10 protein-coding genes are annotated in these 18,607 nt (G+C 40.0%); 9 read left to right on the top strand and 1 reads right to left on the bottom strand.

The features are described from left to right. The first annotated feature begins 71 nt into the window (after positions 1-71). The 9 genes from ABVT42_RS18635 (at position 72) to ABVT42_RS18595 (ending at position 17,710) form a co-directional block, all read left to right on the top strand. Positions 72-1,646: an aldehyde dehydrogenase (NADP(+)) gene (locus ABVT42_RS18635; RefSeq protein WP_353897427.1), complete on the top strand. Its 1,575-nt coding sequence runs from the start codon at positions 72-74 to the stop codon at positions 1,644-1,646. A gap of 64 nt (positions 1,647-1,710) precedes the next feature. Next, on the top strand, positions 1,711-2,661 hold the full coding sequence (locus tag ABVT42_RS18630) for a proline racemase family protein (protein ID WP_353897426.1): 951 nt from the start codon (positions 1,711-1,713) through the stop codon (positions 2,659-2,661). Positions 2,662-2,891: 230 nt separating this feature from the next. Then, positions 2,892-3,773: a 50S ribosomal protein L11 methyltransferase gene (gene prmA, locus ABVT42_RS18625; RefSeq protein ID WP_353897425.1), complete on the top strand. Its 882-nt coding sequence runs from the start codon at positions 2,892-2,894 to the stop codon at positions 3,771-3,773. 23 nt (positions 3,774-3,796) lie between these two features. Continuing rightward, positions 3,797-5,302, top strand: a complete 1,506-nt coding sequence (locus ABVT42_RS18620; protein ID WP_353897424.1) for a DUF3426 domain-containing protein — start codon at positions 3,797-3,799, stop codon at positions 5,300-5,302. A 254-nt stretch (positions 5,303-5,556) separates the two neighbouring features. After that, complete coding sequence (dusB, locus tag ABVT42_RS18615) at positions 5,557-6,543, top strand: tRNA dihydrouridine synthase DusB (protein WP_353897456.1); 987 nt, start codon at positions 5,557-5,559, stop codon at positions 6,541-6,543. Then, positions 6,540-6,833, top strand: a complete 294-nt coding sequence (gene fis, locus ABVT42_RS18610; RefSeq protein WP_353897423.1) for a DNA-binding transcriptional regulator Fis — start codon at positions 6,540-6,542, stop codon at positions 6,831-6,833. The genes dusB and fis overlap by 4 nt, the downstream gene beginning before the upstream one ends. A 112-nt stretch (positions 6,834-6,945) precedes the next feature. After that, entirely contained in the window at positions 6,946-8,532 is a 1,587-nt protein-coding gene (gene purH, locus ABVT42_RS18605) for a bifunctional phosphoribosylaminoimidazolecarboxamide formyltransferase/IMP cyclohydrolase (protein WP_353897422.1), read from the top strand. A 51-nt stretch (positions 8,533-8,583) separates the two neighbouring features. Further along, the gene (gene purD, locus ABVT42_RS18600; RefSeq protein ID WP_353897421.1) at positions 8,584-9,873 is read left to right on the top strand and encodes a phosphoribosylamine--glycine ligase; all 1,290 of its coding nucleotides are present in this window, start codon (positions 8,584-8,586) and stop codon (positions 9,871-9,873) included. A gap of 460 nt (positions 9,874-10,333) precedes the next feature. Next, a complete protein-coding gene (locus ABVT42_RS18595) occupies positions 10,334-17,710 on the top strand; it encodes a DUF4225 domain-containing protein (protein ID WP_353897420.1) in 7,377 nt (2,458 codons plus the stop codon). A gap of 96 nt (positions 17,711-17,806) precedes the next feature. Here the strand turns inward: ABVT42_RS18595 and ABVT42_RS18590 are convergent, their stop codons facing one another. After that, a complete protein-coding gene (locus ABVT42_RS18590) occupies positions 17,807-17,941 on the bottom strand; it encodes a hypothetical protein (RefSeq protein WP_353897419.1) in 135 nt (44 codons plus the stop codon). Positions 17,942-18,607: the final 666 nt, after the last annotated feature.

Here is an 18,607-nt window from a genome sequence, read left to right as displayed (position 1 = left end):
GGCTCGTTGCTAAGTTTTACTACGTTGAATGCTTCTTTGCACTTACTTTTTAAGAGGGGAGTTAATATCTCATGACACTACGCCCTGTTTTAATTGACGGACAATGGCGTCAAGCCAATGCTGAAAGCCAGTTCCAAGCGTTTAACCCAACCAATGGTGATTGCCTGTCAGATATCTATCCCGTATCGAGTTGGCAAGATTGTGATGCCGTGTTAAATGCGGCAAGCGAAGCCTATCAGCAGTTGCAACAGGTGACTCGCCAACAAATTGCCCAATTTTTAAATGAATATGCCGATTTGATTGAAGCAAACAGTCAGTCAATTGTTGAAATGGCTAATCTGGAAACCGGTTTGCCGGTAACGCCGCGTCTGGCTGATGTGGAATTACCACGCACAACTTCGCAACTGCGTCAGGCTGCCAGTGCAGCACTCAATGCGGATTGGACGATGCCAATTATCGATTCAAAAAATAATATCCGTGCAATGTTGCAATCGATTGGTCCGGTTGCTGTATTTGGGCCAAATAACTTTCCACTGGCATTTGGCAGCGCTTCAGGTGGTGACTTTGCGGCAGCTATAGCTGCCGGAAATCCTGTCATTATCAAAGCCCATCCATCGCATCCGGGAACGACTCGGTTGATGACGGAATTGGCATTTAAAGCAGTTCAAAATGTGGGTTTGCCAGAAGCTACGGTACAGCTTATTTATGCAATGTCGAATGATTCCGGATTAAAACTGGTTGGTGATGCGCGCATTGCGGCTACCGGATTTACAGGCTCTCGTCCTGCGGGGCTTGCGCTAAAAAATGCAGCTGAAAAAGCGGGAAAACTGATTTATCTGGAATTATCCAGCATTAATCCGGTAATTGTTTTGCCTGGTGCCGTCGTTGAAAATGCGGACACCATCGCAAACGATTTTACCAATAGCTGCGTCATGGCTGCTGGACAACTTTGCACTAAACCTGGATTATTGATTGTTCCCGATGATGCATCGGCCGATAAACTGGTCAATACCATCGCAGAAAAATTTTCATCGGCTGCTGTAGGTACACTCTTGTCACCGGTTTCAGCGGAGCATATTCAAAATAATATCAATACATTGATTGATGGCGGCGCTATCGAGTTAACTCAGGCTTCGCTTGAGGAAAGCCCACGCTTTTGTCAGTCAAACCGATTACTGAGTATTAAGGGGCAACAATTTATTGAAGCCAGTGAACTTTTCCAAACTGAAATATTTGGTAATGCTTCATTAATTATTCGCAGCAAATCCGTAGCTCAAACACACAGGATTATTGAGCAGCTTGAAGGTAACTTAACTGGTTGCTTTTATTCTCACAGTGATGGTCGTGACGATGACGCTTATCAGTTGCTTGAGCCTGTCTTGCGTCAAAAAGTTGGACGTATACTCAATGATAAGATGCCAACTGGGGTTGCTGTTTCTCCAGCAATGAATCATGGCGGACCGTTTCCTGCGGCTGGACATCCAGGATTTACCGCAGTTGGTATGCCTGCGGCAATTAAGCGTTTTGCTGCGTTAAAGTGCTTTGATGGTGTTAGGCAAAATCGTTTGCCTGATATTTTAGCGGATCGCAATCCGGGAGACATTTGGCGACAAATTGATGGTCGCTGGACAACTGAGAGCTTATAACGTTGAAGCGCTTTTTTATAAAATGGTTATGGCGAAGCGATCGTGACAAAATGGTAGTGGCAGCATGAGAGATGAATTAACAATTATTGATTCTCATACCGGCGGTGAACCAACGCGTACTATTGTCAGTGGTGGACCCAACCTAGGAAACGGTACTATGGCTGAGCGATTGCTCAGATTTCGCGATGAGTATGATCATCTTCGCCGGGCGTTAGTGAATGAGCCTCGTGGTGCAGATGTGATGGTCGGCGCATTATTGTGTGAACCCTGCCATCCAGACAATGCCGCTGGCGTTATCTTTTTTAATAACGTAGGTTATCTTGGCATGTGTGGTCATGGCACAATTGGGCTGGCGGTTACTCTTTATGAAATGGGAAAAATTGGTTTAGGCACTCACTGGATTGAAACACCCGTGGGAAATGTTCAAATTAATTTGTTAACACCCAACCGAGTTACGATAAAAAATGTTCCCAGTTTTCGACTGACTAAAGGTGTATCTGTTGAGGTTGAAGGGATTGGAGAAGTTACCGGTGATATTGCCTGGGGCGGCAATTGGTTTTTTCTGATAAAGGAACAGGTTCACCGACTGACATTAACTCAACAAAATATTCCGCAACTCACCGATTATGGCGTTAAAGTCAGAGAAGCACTGCTTAAAGCCAATATTACCGGCAAGGATGGACAAGAAATCGATCATATTGAGCTATTTGCCAAGCCCACTGATCACCAGGTTGCAGATAGTCAGAGTTTTGTGTTGTGCCCAGGCCGAGAATATGATCGTTCACCCTGCGGCACCGGAACTTCGGCTAAATTGGCATGTCTTTACGCCGACGGTGAGTTAGCAGAGGGGCAAGTCTGGCGACAACAAAGTATTATTGGCAGTATTTTCGAAGGCCAAATTGAATTAGTTGGCGAAAATCTCATACCTAATATTACGGGTGAAGCCTTTGTCAACCTGCGTGCCAGCGTTATCATTAATGATGATGATCCCTTTCGATTTGGTATTTCTGGTTAATGGTTTTTTGATGGCAGGGTTGAACTAGCCAATAAACAGAAGAGTATATTCAGTCATATCGCAAGGGCAATAATAAAAACCGCAATGCTTTTTTTATCGGTTTTTAATCGAATTGTTCGATAAATATTTCGCTTTATTCCCTCATGCTCTACATTTGTGTAGAGCATTTTTTTATTCATTCAAAAAAATCAGTTAAACTAGCCCCACTTATCAATGATTAACGTTAAATTATGCCTTGGTTGCAACTAAAATTAACCACAACTAAAACTTATGCCGATGCCGTTGGCGATGAACTGATGATGTTGGGTGGACTATCTGTCACGCTCGAAGATGCTGCCGATAATCCAATTTATGAACCCGCGCCAGGTGAAACACCTTTGTGGAATGATATTCAGATGATGGTGTTGTTTGATGCACAAATTAACACAGACGAAGTTTTGGCTGTTTGGCAGGAAAATCCATTCAGTGAGTTTACAGCCCATGAGAAATTTGAACAGGTTGAAGATAAAGATTGGGTGCGTGAGTGGATTAGCCGTTTTGAGCCAATGAAATTTGGTGAGCGTTTATGGATTTGCCCTAGCTGGCAGCCTGTCCCTGATGAAACCGCTGTTAATGTGCTGTTAGATCCGGGGCTGGCATTTGGGACGGGGACTCATCCAACAACCAGCTTATGCTTACAGTGGTTAGATCAGGCCGATCTGCACAATAAAACTGTCATTGACTTCGGGTGTGGTTCAGGAATATTAGCGGTTGCCGCTTTAAAATTAGGGGCCAGTAAAGTTTATGCTGTTGATATTGACCCGCAAGCAATTACTGCAACCAGCGAGAATGCAAAGCGCAATGGCGTATTAGATGAGCGATTAATCATTGGACAACCCGAAATTTTAGGTGATGTCGTCGTTGATGTTTTGGTTGCTAATATTCTGGCTGGACCACTTGAGTCATTAGCTGAGCAAATTTCGTCTCATTGCGGTTCTCATGCTAAGATTGCTCTTTCCGGTCTGTTAAATCATCAGGTTGAATCAGTCAGTCAAACTTATAGCACTTGGTTTGATATGCAACAGGCGGAAAATTTGCAAGAGTGGAGTCGCTTAACAGGCACAAAAAAATAAGAATCGCAGTAGGTAAATAGCCAGTGCAAGTGAAAGATAAAACCCAATATACACGTTGTCCAGAATGTAAGACCGTATTTAAAGTCACCGACCAAATGTTGGCCATGGCACATGGTAAAGTGCGCTGCGGTGCTTGTCTGGAAGTTTTTCAGGCAACCGATTATTTATTACGGCCACGTGATCAAGCCTCTGCGGCAGGTACTACCGCAAACAAGCTGCCCACACAGGAGCTTTCTACTGCCGATACTCAAGAAAATGCGACCTACACTGCACAAGAACAAGTGCAAAGCCAGCCAATTAAGCCTGATATTAATGAAGAAGCGCTCGACATAGCTGACGAAATAGATTTTACAACAGATACGAAAACGGAAATTGCCGCTGACATCGATCAGAAAAATGCAATTGACGAAAGTTTTACCAATGAAAATTTTGATGCCTTTGATGATAACGACGCTGCTACCCCAGAAAGTGATCTGGCAGAACAAATCGCTGATTTTGATGGTTTTGATAAATTTGACAGTTTTGATGAATTTGAAGAGCAAGGCGTTAATACTCTCCATATCGATGATGAGATTATTTCGGAACCCTTGTCAACTGCATGCGAAAAAGATGAAGAGTCTGTAAATTCGACAGTGGACACAAGACTTAGCTGGGAAGAAAGTGATGAAGTTACTTTTTCAGATATAGATGGACTGGATAATAAATACCCAGAACTTGAATCGCCTGATAAGTCTGATGCAAAAACCTCAGATATTAAGTCTGACACTGCGTTTCAATCAGAGTCAGAATCTGAATTAGAATCTGGATCTGGATCAGAATCTGAAGCAGAACTAATATCTGAATCAGAGTATCGTCCTGAATCAGGACTGACCGGTGAAGAAGATCTCATTGCTTATGAAGCTGAGCTTGATGAAAGTGATTTTATTGACGATGAAACCGATGATTCAAAAAATATCGATATGGACTCTGATTACTTAGCTGAATCATTAACCTCTCAAATCCAGGATTCCGACGTTGAGCCTGATCCTTTAGATGAATTTGAAGGGCGAGTACAAAAAAATAAAACCAGTTTACGTACTCTCATTATTGTGCTTTTGCTTTTGGCTTTAATTGGCTTTGGGGGATGGCAATTCTGGAAAAATCGGCAGCAACTAGCCTGGGATTCAACCTGGGGGGAAGTTACTCAAGGGGTTTGTGAAGTGCTACCTTGCGAGTTAAAACCTCGCCGGGATGTTAGCCGAATTCGAGTAGTACAGCGTCTGGTAACGCCTGCCGAAGAAGGCAACAGTATGCTCGATATTAAAATCTCAATGATCAATGAAGCCGCTTTTGAACAGCCATTTCCGCGAATTTCAATTCAATTTAGCAATTCCAAAGATGAACTAGTGGCGACTCAGCATATTGAGGTTGGAGATTATTTACCGCAGGATGCCCACAAAATGATGCGTGTTGGTCAGGAAGTGCACATTGGCTTTCTGACTAAATTACCGCATCCAGACGCATCGGGGTTTGAATTTATCTTTAATTAAGATAAATTTAATCCTACGAATTAAAAGTAATAAGCAATTGCTAATATAAAACTAAAATTTTTAGTCAGCGCCTATCTGCTAATATTCTGATTTATATAAAGAAAACAAATTTCAAGTGCTTGTGCAAAAAATCCAGCTAAAAAAAGTGACAAAATTAGCGACCTTGTCGTTTTCAAGTCCAAATAAAGTGTGTAAAATCTGCTGCTTTCTTGACCAACCTAAGATTAGTCGTTTCTGATACTGTTGTTCCCAATATGAGGATAGGTTCATACTTACTGGATAATAATCTGTTTCTGGCCCCTATGGCTGGTGTAACCGATCTGCCATTCCGTAAGTTGTGCAAATCTCTGGGGGCAGGCGTTGTCGTCGGTGAAATGGTGACATCAGATCCAACTCTGAGGCATTCAAGAAAAAGCCGACTCCGATTATGTCACGATGGCGAGCCAGGTATTCGAGTTGTACAAATTGCTGGTGGCGATCCTCAAATGCTCGCACAGGCAGCCGTATTCAATGTCGAAAATGGGGCGCAGATTATTGATATTAATATGGGATGTCCGGCAAAAAAGGTTTGTAAAAAAGCTGCTGGTTCAGCATTACTTAAAGATCCTGAACTGGTCGACAACATATTAAATGCTGTTGTAAAAGCGGTGGATGTACCTGTCACGCTTAAAATCAGAACCGGATGGGATACTGACAATAAAAACGCAGTACAGATTGCCAAGCTGGCTGAACAGGCTGGTATTCAATCACTGGTGGTCCACGGGCGTACACGCGCTTGTAAATACCAAGGTGAAGTGGAATACGAAACTATCAGACAGGTTAAACAGTCTATATCGATTCCGGTAATTGCAAATGGTGATATTGATTCACCAGAAAAAGCGCGACAAGTGTTGGAGTTCACGGGTGCAGACGGCTTAATGATAGGCAGGGCAGCTCAAGGGCGGCCTTGGATCTTTCGGGAAGTTTTGCATTACTTACAAACAGGAGAGTATTTACCGAAAATCCATATTGATGAAATACAACAAATTTTACTCACTCACGTAGCTGAACTCCATTCATTTTACGGTGAGCTTCAAGGATTAAGAATCGCCAGAAAACACGTAACCTGGTATTTGACCAGTCATGGTTTAACGGATGGCTTCAAAAAGCAATTTAATGAAATTCAATCAGCTGAAAAACAGCTTTGGGTTTTAGCTGAATACTTTAACCAAAGAAAAATTGAAAAGGCACAAGTGGCATGAATTTAGAAACCGTTGAAACACTAGAACAGAAAGAAAGCAGTTCTTTTGAGATTGTAAATCAACAAACCACGCTGAGAGAAAGCGTTGAACAGGCAATGAAAAACTACTTTGCCCAACTAGAAGATGAAAAGCCAACTGATATTTATAATCTGGTTTTAGCTGAAGTTGAAGCGCCCTTAATGGAAACAGTAATGGCTTATACGCAAGGTAACCAGACAAAAGCATCACAAGTACTTGGCTTGAATCGCGGTACACTAAGAAAAAAACTAAAAATGTATGGCTTAAACTAAGCCTGACATTCTGATACAAAGCGGGCGTAAGCCCGTTTTGTATCTATACTATATCAATTCCGTCAATTTAGACCTTATTCTTCTTTAAACTATTCTAAACTTAGAGATCACTATGAGTTCCATTCGATCCATCAAACGGGCTTTAATCAGCGTCTCCGACAAAACCGGTGTTGTTGAGTTTGCCCAATCATTAACCGATTTAGGCGTTGAAATTCTATCTACCGGGGGCACAGCGAAACTGTTAATGGAAAATAATATTTCTGTAACTGAAGTTTCTCAGCACACCGGATTTCCTGAAATGATGGATGGACGCATAAAAACGCTGCACCCTAAAATTCATGGTGGCATTCTCGCCCGACGTGGTCAAGATGATAGCACTATGCAGCAACATGATATTCACCCAATTGATTTAATTGTTGTTAATTTATATCCATTTGAAGCAACTGTAGCGAAAGATGATTGTAAACTGGTTGATGCGATTGAAAATATTGATATTGGTGGACCAACCATGCTCAGAGCTGCGGCGAAAAATCATAATGATGTTGTGGTAATTGTCGAACCAGAAGATTATCAGGTTGTATTACAACAACTGAGTGAGCAACAAGGTACTGATTACAACTTGCGCTATCGACTGGCCTGGAAGACTTTTGCGCATACGGCAAAATATGATGCGGCCATTTCTAACTATCTTGGCGCGCGACTGTCTGCTGATCAGCAAAGTGGTGAGCAAGTTGCTGATGAATATCCTGAATCTTACAGTGTTCAGTATAAAAAAGTCCAAACTATGCGTTATGGCGAAAATCCCCACCAGACAGCCGCATTTTACCAAGCGCTTAATCCTTGGGAGGCATCGGTTGCAACCGCAACGCAATGGCAAGGGAAAGAATTATCTTTTAATAATGTTGCCGATACTGACGCTGCGTTGGAATGTGTCAAATTATTTGCAGAACCGGCTTGTGTCATTGTTAAACATGCCAATCCTTGTGGCGTTGCTATTGGCGAAAATATTTTACAAGCTTATCAAAATGCCTTTCAAACCGATCCAACTTCAGCTTTTGGTGGCATTATCGCTTTTAACCGCGAACTGGATCATGATACGGCAAAAGCAATTATCGAAAAACAGTTTGTCGAAGTTATTATTGCCCCTAGTGTTTCAGAAAGAGCTAAATCAATCGTCGCGACTAAAGGCAATGTTAGGCTTTTATCTAGTGGTCAGTGGCAACAAGCACAACCCGATTGGGATTATAAAAAAGTAAATGGTGGATTACTGATACAACAACGTGACTTGGGCATGATTAGCGCGAACGATTTAAAAATAGTGACCGAAATTAAACCGTCTGAACAACAAATAAAAGATTTACTTTTTTGTTGGAAGGTTGCCAAGTGTGTTAAATCAAATGCGATTGTTTACGCCAAAAATTTACAAACAATTGGTGTTGGTGCTGGGCAAATGAGCCGAGTATACAGTGCAAAAATTGCTGGTATCAAAGCGGCCGACGAAGGATTACAAGTGAAAGGTTCTGTCATGGCTTCTGATGCCTTTTTCCCTTTCCGAGATGGTATTGATGCAGCGGCTCAAGCCGGTATTAGTGCCATTATTCAGCCGGGTGGCTCAATGCGCGATCAAGAAGTCATTGACGCTGCCAATGAACATGGGATGGCAATGGTGTTTACTTCGATGCGTCACTTTAAACACTAAATGTTTATTCACATATAACGATTAATATAAGTTGAAACGAGCAATAAAATTATGAAAGTATTGATAATTGGTGGTGGTGGCCGCGAACACGCGTTGGCCTGGAAAACAGCTCAGTCAGATACGGTAAATGCCGTTTATGTTGCACCAGGAAATGCTGGTACAGCGTTGCAAGATAAAATACAAAATGTCAACATTAAAGCCGAAGATGTTGATGGTCTTTTAGCTTTTGCACAACAAGAAAAAATTGGTTTAACCATAGTCGGTCCCGAAGCACCACTATGTTTAGGTTTGGTCGATCGTTTCCAATCGGTTGGTTTAAAGTGTTTTGGACCAACTCAGGACGCAGCACAATTAGAAGGTTCAAAAGCTTTTACCAAAGACTTTTTAGCACGCCATAATATTCCGACGGCAGCTTACGGTAACTTTACAAATATCGATTCAGCTAAAGCTTATGTTGAAAAAGTGGGAACGCCAATTGTTATTAAAGCCGATGGTCTGGCTGCTGGTAAAGGCGTTATTATTGCCAAAGAAAAAGCAGAAGCTTTTGCTGCAATTGAAGATATGCTAGCGGGTAACAAATTTGGTGAAGCTGGCCATCGAGTTGTGGTTGAAGAGTTTTTACAAGGCGAAGAAGCCAGCTTTATTGTCATGGTTGATGGTAAAAATATTTTACCACTTGCTAGCTCGCAAGATCACAAGGCGCGCGACAATGGTGATAAAGGTCCAAACACTGGTGGCATGGGCGCTTATTCTCCAGCCCCCGTCGTGACGCCAGAAATGCATAAAAAAATTATGCAGCAAGTCATTGTTCCAACCGTTGAAGGCATGGCCTCTGAGGGGCATCCTTACACTGGGTTCTTATATGCCGGTATTATGATTTCACCTCAAGGTGAACCCAAAGTTTTAGAATATAACTGTCGATTTGGCGATCCCGAAACACAACCGATTTTGTCACGCCTGCAATCGGATTTGCCGGCACTTTGTCTGGCTGCACTTAACGGTGAATTAGATCAACAAGTTGTACAATGGGATGATCGATTTGCGGTTGGTGTTGTTATGGCGGCTGGTGGATATCCTGATGCTTATGCAAAAGGAGATGTGATTAGCGGTTTAGATTCTGACATTGAAAATACCTTGGTATTTCATGCTGGCACTGCACAGGAAAATGAAAATGTGGTGACTGCCGGTGGCCGAGTACTGTGCGTCGTTGCGCTAGATGAATCGGTTAGTAAAGCACAACAACTAGCTTATCAACGCGTTAAAACGATTCATTGGAATAACGTTTATTACCGCGACGACATTGCCTATCGTGAAATCGAACGTGAAAAAAAATCATCTTAATGAATTCTTAAAATAATTTTTATTTCTTGTTCAGTAAAAGTTTAGGCGTCACAAGTTGAACGTGTTTGGCTTGTGGCTTTTTTAAATAAATAGACTTTTTTATTTTGATGAAGTTATCATAACCAATGATTCGTCAGTTAAATTGCTTGTCAATTAAAAACTATTTATTTATGATGGTAATAAATTTTGGGAGTCGTGAGTATACGATAATGACAGGGAATGGTTCTTGCCTGTTTATTCCTTATAAGTTCTAAATAATTTTCTTTTTGAAAGTTACTTTTCGTATCATATTTTAATTTAGTATATTTAAATTAGTATATTTAAATTAGTATATTGTTCAGTTTAAAAAGTTTAAATCGATATATTTATCGCTAACTATTTAGTATTAAAGATATATGATTTGAAAAACTAAAAGAAGTAATAAAATATAATATTAACTCATATTCAGGTGATTAAGATAATGAGAAAAACAGGACTACTGGTAACGGTTATTTCCTCTATATTTTTTTGGATGAGTGATGTTATTCTCGCCAATGAAATAACGGCTGATTTTAATGGTGATGGATATTACGATACTTTCACTCAAGCATTAAAGTCTGGTGAAGCATCAAGTTTACAGCCTAAAACGGGTAACAGTATTTCTGGATTTCATATTAGCTGGAATGCTCAGCATCCTGGAATTCCGGCAATCAATGATTGGAGTGAACAATATTACACTTCGTTTTCTGAGAATTTAAATACAAGTCCTGGTGACGAATTATTATTAGTCGGAAAGCGTCAAATTATCTTACTTCATGGTGATATTATCACCCCCATAGTAACCTATAACGAAATTAAAAATGCCATTATTTCCTGGGATATTAATGGACAAATTTCCTACCAAACTTTTGATTTAGACGTTAATCCAGATGAATACAATATATATTTTGGCGACTTTAATGGCGATGAAATTCAGGAGATTTTATTTCAAGGAAAAAGCCGTGGTTCAAACCTCTATATTCTCGATGGTAATGGCAATATAAAGCAAACGATCAGTAACGGTTTTAAAGGTTTAGACTGGTCGGGCGCAAGTTACCAGCTGACAATTGTTGATATCAATAAAGATGGTCGAGATGATATCCAAATGGAAAGCCTCAAAGCGGACATTCCCGATAATTTTGCCTATTCAAATGCTAGTGGAACAATCAATCATATCGACCTTGCTTATCACCTGGATGAATCACCTAAAACCGCCACATTGGCCGGAACTATCGGTGGCGAATTTAATGTTAATGAGTCTGGTGCTGCGACCTATACATTACCGATCAGTCTACCTTCAGGTACAGCTGATGTTACGCCGAATATTGCATTAAACTATTCAAGTCACGGTGGAAACAGTAATGTCGGTATTGGTTGGGGCGTTTCTGGATTTTCTTCTATTACCCGTTGCCCCAAAAATTACGAACAAAATAATGAAATAAAAGCTGTTACACACTCAATCAATGATATTTTTTGTATTGATGGGCAACAATTATTTAAACAGAAAGATGATGATACCTATGGCGGTAATGGTGTTAAATATCAAACCGAACTTTTCTCTAATAATACAATTACTTCCTATAATACCGATGGTAACTCAGGTAATGGGCCTGAATACTTTACTGTAAAAACCCGTGATGGAGATACGCATTATTATGGTAAGTCCAATAGTGAGAGTGTTAATGCTGTTATCGTATCAACAAATAATAGTGTCAACTCTACCTGGTTACTAGAAAAGACAGTAGATTTAGCCGGTAACTATATTCAGTATGTTTATGCAAAAAATAATGAAGGAACAGAACACTATATCGATGAAATTCTTTATACCGGAAACAATACTTTAAACTTCAGCCCTTATAACAAAATTGATTTTGTTTACGCCGATGAAATTGATGTTCAATTTGAAAGAGTTGATCGCTATGAAGGTTATCACGCAGGTTCTAAGGTCAGCTTATCTAAACTATTAAAACAAATCAGAATTTATAGTAATCAGGCGCACCTAAAAACCTATCAATTATACCATCAGTTATCTAGTGCAAACCGTGTATATCAGCTAAACGCAATTCAGGAATGCACTTACTTAAATAACTGCTTTCAGCCAATTAATTTTAAGTGGAGTGATCGCTCAACAGGTTATGAAAAAGCGGGGCAATACTTCGCTAATAAACCGACTAGTTATAATTTACGTGTTGCCGATCTGGACGCTTCTGGAAAAAGCGATTTAATCAGCTATGTCAACGGAAAACTCTATTTGAATATTGATCATGGTACTCAGTTCAGCTCTGGATTTAGCATGTCACAGTCTGAGTTTAATTCACTTAAATTAATTGATATTGGTGCCAATGGCGCGACAAATTTGATGTATTTTACGGGCAATTATTGGCGTTTACTAAACTATTCAGCATCCAGTCAAACATTCTCAGCTTCAGCGCTTAGAATTTCTAATTCAATCCCCGTTGATAATCTGTTTGTTGTTGACTTAGATGGTGATGGAAGACAAGATATTTTAGATACCAATAGTAATAAATGGTATCGACAGTCCCGATACGGTGTTCTGGAAAATATCTGTCCTCCTGCTGAATCGTATCCACCGAGCTGCACTAAAACAGTTTATTATCCGTTCAACTATAACCCCATTAGCTATTCTTTTTCGAGCGGCACATCAACCAATGTGCATGATGATTTAGTCATTTCGACAAAGTATGACAAAAGTGCCAGGTTTAGCGACTTTAACGGCGATGGTGTTACCGACTTAATTGTAGAAGCAACCCAGGTTATTTGGGATGATACGCGAGATATATGGCAAAACCCCGACTCTCCCCCTACGCCTTCAACAACAACGTCTGGTATTTTTAGTTTTGTATTTGATAAAATTTCAGCAAAATTTAAATCTTACGGATATATTGGGCCTGATACGATTCAAAGTATTACTCCTTTTGATATTAATAGTGATGGACTTACCGATGTTTTATTTGTGGAAAACAATAAATGGTACTACCGAATAAATCGTGGTGGCAGGCAAGGTTTAACAGGAAAAATTGACTCAGGCATACCGGCTTCAACGACCGAGGCTGATAATAATAAAATTGTACTGTTAGATCATAACCACAATGGTAAAATTGATTTTTGGGTTTATCAAGATACCAATAATACTCCCAAGTATAGTGTCTATGAATTTGTTGATGGTGAATTTAAATATAAAAAACAAATCTCTAACATACCTGAAAATCCCGTTGCCTACTATGCAATGCTTGCGGGGTATGGATATAACGACTTAATTCTAGTTAGCCAAGGTGATAATAATTGGGAACGTTGGCGTTTATATGAAGCTGATACCGCATTACGCACCGATCTGATTACACAAATAACTTCAGGATACGATGTAGCGACAACGATCAATTATTCATCGCTCACTAATAGCAATATTTATTCACGTAATGCGTACGGTTCTTATCCTAATATTTATTTAACAACGCCGATGATGGTGGTATCTAAAGTCGAAAGTGATACGGCGACTTATGATTCTAATGGAACAGAACAAACGGTTGCTGTCTCTTATCAATATGAAGATTTGCGGGCGCATCTAAATGGTCGGGGTATGCTTGGTTTCAAAAAGCTAACCACTATTGATGAGCAATCGGGCATTATAACTACAACAGAATATGAACAGTATTTCCCTTTTATAGGCTATCCAAAGAGTACTATTCGCAAGTTAGTCGATTCAAATGACGATGAGACTATTTTGAGTGAAGCAACCAATACCTGGGCTCAAAGTACAAAGCAAGGCCAGGTATTCCCATACTTGTCTCAATCTCATGAAAAAAACTGGTCATTAATCTCAGATAGCACGCCAAGTGATTTAACGAACAATACACGACAATTTATTAATCAGGTGATTACCACCAATTCAACTTACGATGCTTACGGTAACTTAACTTCATCAACAATTCTCAATACCGATCAAATAAATGGTGGCAAAACCGGCCAATGGTTTGAAACTACCACGGCATCTACCTATGGAAATTCTGATTATGAAAGCAAATATGCACGTCTTACCAATGTTACTGTCACCAAAACTCGTAGTGATGTTTCTGGCAGCGAAGTGGAGTCCAGTAGCTTTGAGTACTTTGCTGAGTCAGCTAAACACGATGGCTCAGAACATAGCGGTTATGCCGGTATGCTTAAATCAGAAACCAGTTTTAGCGGTAATGATCAGGTTAAGAAAACCTACGCCTATGATAAGTGGGGCAATAAAACTAAGTCGACAATCGAAGCGAAAAAGCGTAATGCAGTAACTTTAACCTATGACACTTCTGCTAGCTCAAGAAGCACAATTACCAAATATGATACGAAAGGGCGCTTTGTTGAAAGTATTAAAAATGATTTAGATCATGAAGAAACCTTTACCTATGATTCTCGTTTTGGTGGCGTACTAACCCAAACTGGGCCAAATGGACTGAGTACTCATTTCAAATATGATGAAACGGGCATGAAGTATGAAAGTAAAGGGGTTGACGGTACTTATAGTCAAACTTACTTATATTTATGTGGAACATCGGGAATCAGTTGCCCCAATAAAGCAGAGTACTATAGCGAAACAAAAGCCTATGCCAGTGATGGCAGCTTAATGAGTGGTTATGCGCGCGAATTTTATAATAAGCTCGGTCAAAAAATAGTGACCGCCAAAGAAACCTTTGGGGGAAAAGTTTTAATCACTCGCATTGAATACGATAAATTTGGTCGAGTATCAAAAGGTTATCAGCCGGTGTTTGGAACAGTGGATACGATAGCTAATAGCTTTACCTTAGCTAAATATGATGCATTAGGTCGTCTTTATGAAGAAGAAGCACCAGGTGCACGAATCACCAGTAAAATCTTCAATGGTTTGTCAACGACAACAACGAATGCGATTGGTCAAACGGTTGTTGAAACCAAAAATATTAATGGTGATTTATTATCGGTAACAGATAATGCCGGTAAAACCATGACCTATGTTTATAACGGTAAAGGTAATTTCACGACACTGACCGATAGTCAGAGTAATTCTATTGTTAATGTTCTTGATAGTGTTACCGGTCGCAAAACTCAGACTATCGATCCAGATAAAGGCACTTGGGATTATTACTACAATGGCTTTGGCGAGTTAATCCGTCAAAAAGATGCGCGCGGTGTTGTGATAATTCAGGAGTATGATGAGCTTGGGCGAATGATTCGGCGCGTTGATAATGCGGCAGTGAATGAGCATGAAAGTGTTAGTGGTATTGATGTACAAACTACCTGTTGGCATTATGATACAGCCAAGCTCGGTGACTCAGCTTCAACTATTAAAGGCGCTTTACATAGTGTTAAGCTTTATGTGGATGATATAAGTTGTTCTAATCCGGATAATGTAACACCATTACAAGAAAAAATAACCGACTATGACGCATTAGCGCGACCAGAAAGTGTTATGCAAAAACTGAAGGCCGAAGGCAGCAGTGCTGTTGAGCAGTATTTGGTGATGAATGTTTATAATGAGACGACAGGTCGAATAGATTATAGCATTTTACCTGAATCAGTGACGGTTAAATCACACTATGATGATTATGGCAATGTGATTAAATTAACGGATGGTTTAGATGAAAATAAACTTTATCATGAAGTAAAAAATATTGATGAGTTCGGTAATTTAGTCGAAGAAAAATTTGGTAATAATATTACGACCAACCGTTCTTATAATCAGAATACCGGTTATTTAGAAAGTATTATTGTGGGTTTAAACTCTAGTCCGGTTGTGAATTTCAGTCAGGGGTTTGACAAAATTGGTAATGTGATAAGTCGTACAGATCACATCGCTAATCGATTGGAAACTTTTGGTTATGCGGAAGGTTCAGTTAATAATTTACTCAATCGTTTAACCAGTTTTAAGGTTAATGGTACATCAACTAAAAACTATAGCTATGATGAACTTGGCCGTATGAAGTCTAAGTCAGATATGGGGGATGATTATCGTTATGGTGAAGGGAGTGCCGGGTTACATGCGGTATCGAGTATTTATAACGGTACTGTTAAAAAGCGTTCATTTACTTATGATGCAGGTGGTAACTTAACTTTTGATACCGACCACGCCAACAGCAATAATAATCGTGAGATACGTTATGCGGCATTTGAAAAGCCGATCTATATCAAAAAAGGTACGAGCAATCCTAGTCAGATTACTTTCCGTTATGGCAGTAGCCGTGAACGTTATCGACGAATTGATAATGTTTATGAAGGGAGTACTGCCGTCACTATTGAGACGACTTACTTAGGTAACTATGAAAAGGTTGTTCATACTGGTGGGGCTAAAAATGGGGACGTTGAGCATAAGTATTATATTGGCGGTGTAGCACTTAAGATTGATACTGATAAAGCGGATGGTTCGCGTCAGTCGAAAACGCGATATATGCATAAGGACCATTTGGGGTCTGTGATTGCGATTTCTGATGAAAGTGGTGGTGTAGTTCAGCAGTTCCGTTATGACCCTTTTGGTAAGCAATATGAAATCACGAGTCAGTCGCCTTATTTAGATACGGCTATTACCCATAAATTAGAAATTACTGATCGCGGATTTACCGGTCATGAGATGCTTAATAGTGTGGATATTATTCACATGAATGGGCGGATTTATGATGCGAATATTGGGCGGTTCTTGCAGGCGGATGCTTATGTGCAAGCGCCTAAGAATATGCAGAATATGGATAGGTATGCTTATGTGTTGAATAATCCGCTGAGTTATACGGATCCGACGGGGCACTTTTTTAAGGCGTTGAAGAAGTATTGGCGGGCAATTGCTGCAATAGCAATTAATATTTGGTTGCCTGGTGCAGGTGGACTTTTTACTGGTTTTTGGGGAGCTGTTGCTACTGGTGCAATATCTGGCGTTGTAGCTACAGGGAGTTTGAAGGGGGCGTTGATTGGCGCATTTAGTGCGGGTGTTTTCTTTGGTATAGGTGAAGCTTTTAACAAGATTGCATATTCTACCGAAAATCTTGTCGCTGGTTATAAAGCGGGAGTGAGCCTTGCTGATTTGGCTAAAAATGGATACTTAACTGCGGCCCAGACTGTAGGAAAAGTTCTTGCTCATGCAGCTGCTGGTGGAGTCATGTCAAAACTTAGTGGAGGCAAGTTTGGTCATGGGGCATTAAGTGCTGGTATTACGCAAGCTTTTGCTAAATCTATTGATGGTATAGATAGCTCTACAGCTGGATTTAGCGGCAAAAGAGTATTTGCTGCAGCTTTATTAGGTGGGAGTGTATCAAAGCTTACAGGTGGAAAGTTCGCTAATGGGGCTGTTACTGCTGCGTTTTCTCGGGCGTTTAATGATGAGAGTCATTGGCGTCAAAAATTGTCATCAGCAAAAGATTGGGTTGCAGAGAACGGAGGAAGAGTAATAACGACTGTCGGTGGTACCATTCAAGTAGTAACAGGCGCAGGGCTATGCTCAACTGGGTTAGGATGTGTGCTAGGAGCACCATTGATAGCTCATGGGGCAAATAATATCTATGAAGGCGTAACAGGCGAAGATGGGCTACTTCGCGAAGGCTACCAAGCTGCAAGTAAATTGTTGACTGGGGATGAAGTATATGGAGATTATGCTTATGGAGCTGTTGATGTAGGGACATCATTAGGTGGTGCAACTAAACTAGTTCTTAAACCTGATTCGTGGAAATTGTTTAGGAATATACCAAGTGATTACACAAGAGCCTATAGTGTAACTGCTCCGACTGCTTTGGTTACTAATGCAGTAGTTGATACCAATACAATAATTGATACGTACAATAGAGGAGCTAGTCAATGATATATCTATACATCATCGGTTCACTCTTGGGCTATTTTGCTTTAGTTAGGCTAGGTAAATTTGTCGGAGAAAAACTTTCGAATAGTTTTATTGTATTCATGTATTTACTGGTAGTGGTTTTATTTGCGGTGTTACATTATCGAATATTTTTAAATGGAAGCTTTGGGGCATTTGTGATGGCTGATTCGACATTGAAGGATGTTTTTTCGGTTGTACTTTTTTTGTCAACATGTGTCTTTCCAGTCAACACTCTCAGGAAGTCCGTTCGAAAAAAACGAAAACGGTGAGCGATTGAATTGATTTTTGAAATCAATGGGGTCACCTATTAGTCAGCCGTGTCAAGTAAACAATAGAAATTATTACACCTACCATTAAGTAGGTGTTTGAGACAGTGAAAAGGGACAACCATTATTTAAAATGTACCAAATTGGTGTATTTTTTCTTTATGTATTACAATCAGTTGATTTTAAAAAGTTTATGATAAATGGGTGTCCCGGGTCAGTTTAAGTATGCTATTTCCGGACGGAGAAGTTTTGAGCTTAGGGTTTGAAAAGGAAAAGCTGTTCATTTTGATTGAGTGGAATGATTTTTTTGCTAGGTGCCATAAGGGGTCAAGTCTATTTAACAATATACAAATGGTTGAATGAGTATATCCATCGCTGAGTTGAGACACCCATAACTCAAATCTAAAATGATAATAACTAGTGCCATAAGGGGGCAAGCCCTGAAGGATCCCCACGAAATTCATAAAAATACCGTCTCTTCATACAGTGACGTATATTTATCAAGTGTAGTTTACTTTTTTACCATCATACTTCTTGCCAATTTCTTTATCATAAGATTGTGCAAGAATTAAACGACTTTACCCAATTAACATCGTCCGCTTTTTAGTGCTTG

It is taken from the genome of Aliikangiella maris (genome assembly GCF_040719265.1).
Lineage (GTDB): Bacteria > Pseudomonadota > Gammaproteobacteria > Enterobacterales > Kangiellaceae > Aliikangiella > Aliikangiella maris.
The sequence above is the reverse complement of the archived record's forward strand: the minus strand, read 5'-3'. Positions and strand labels throughout refer to the sequence as shown.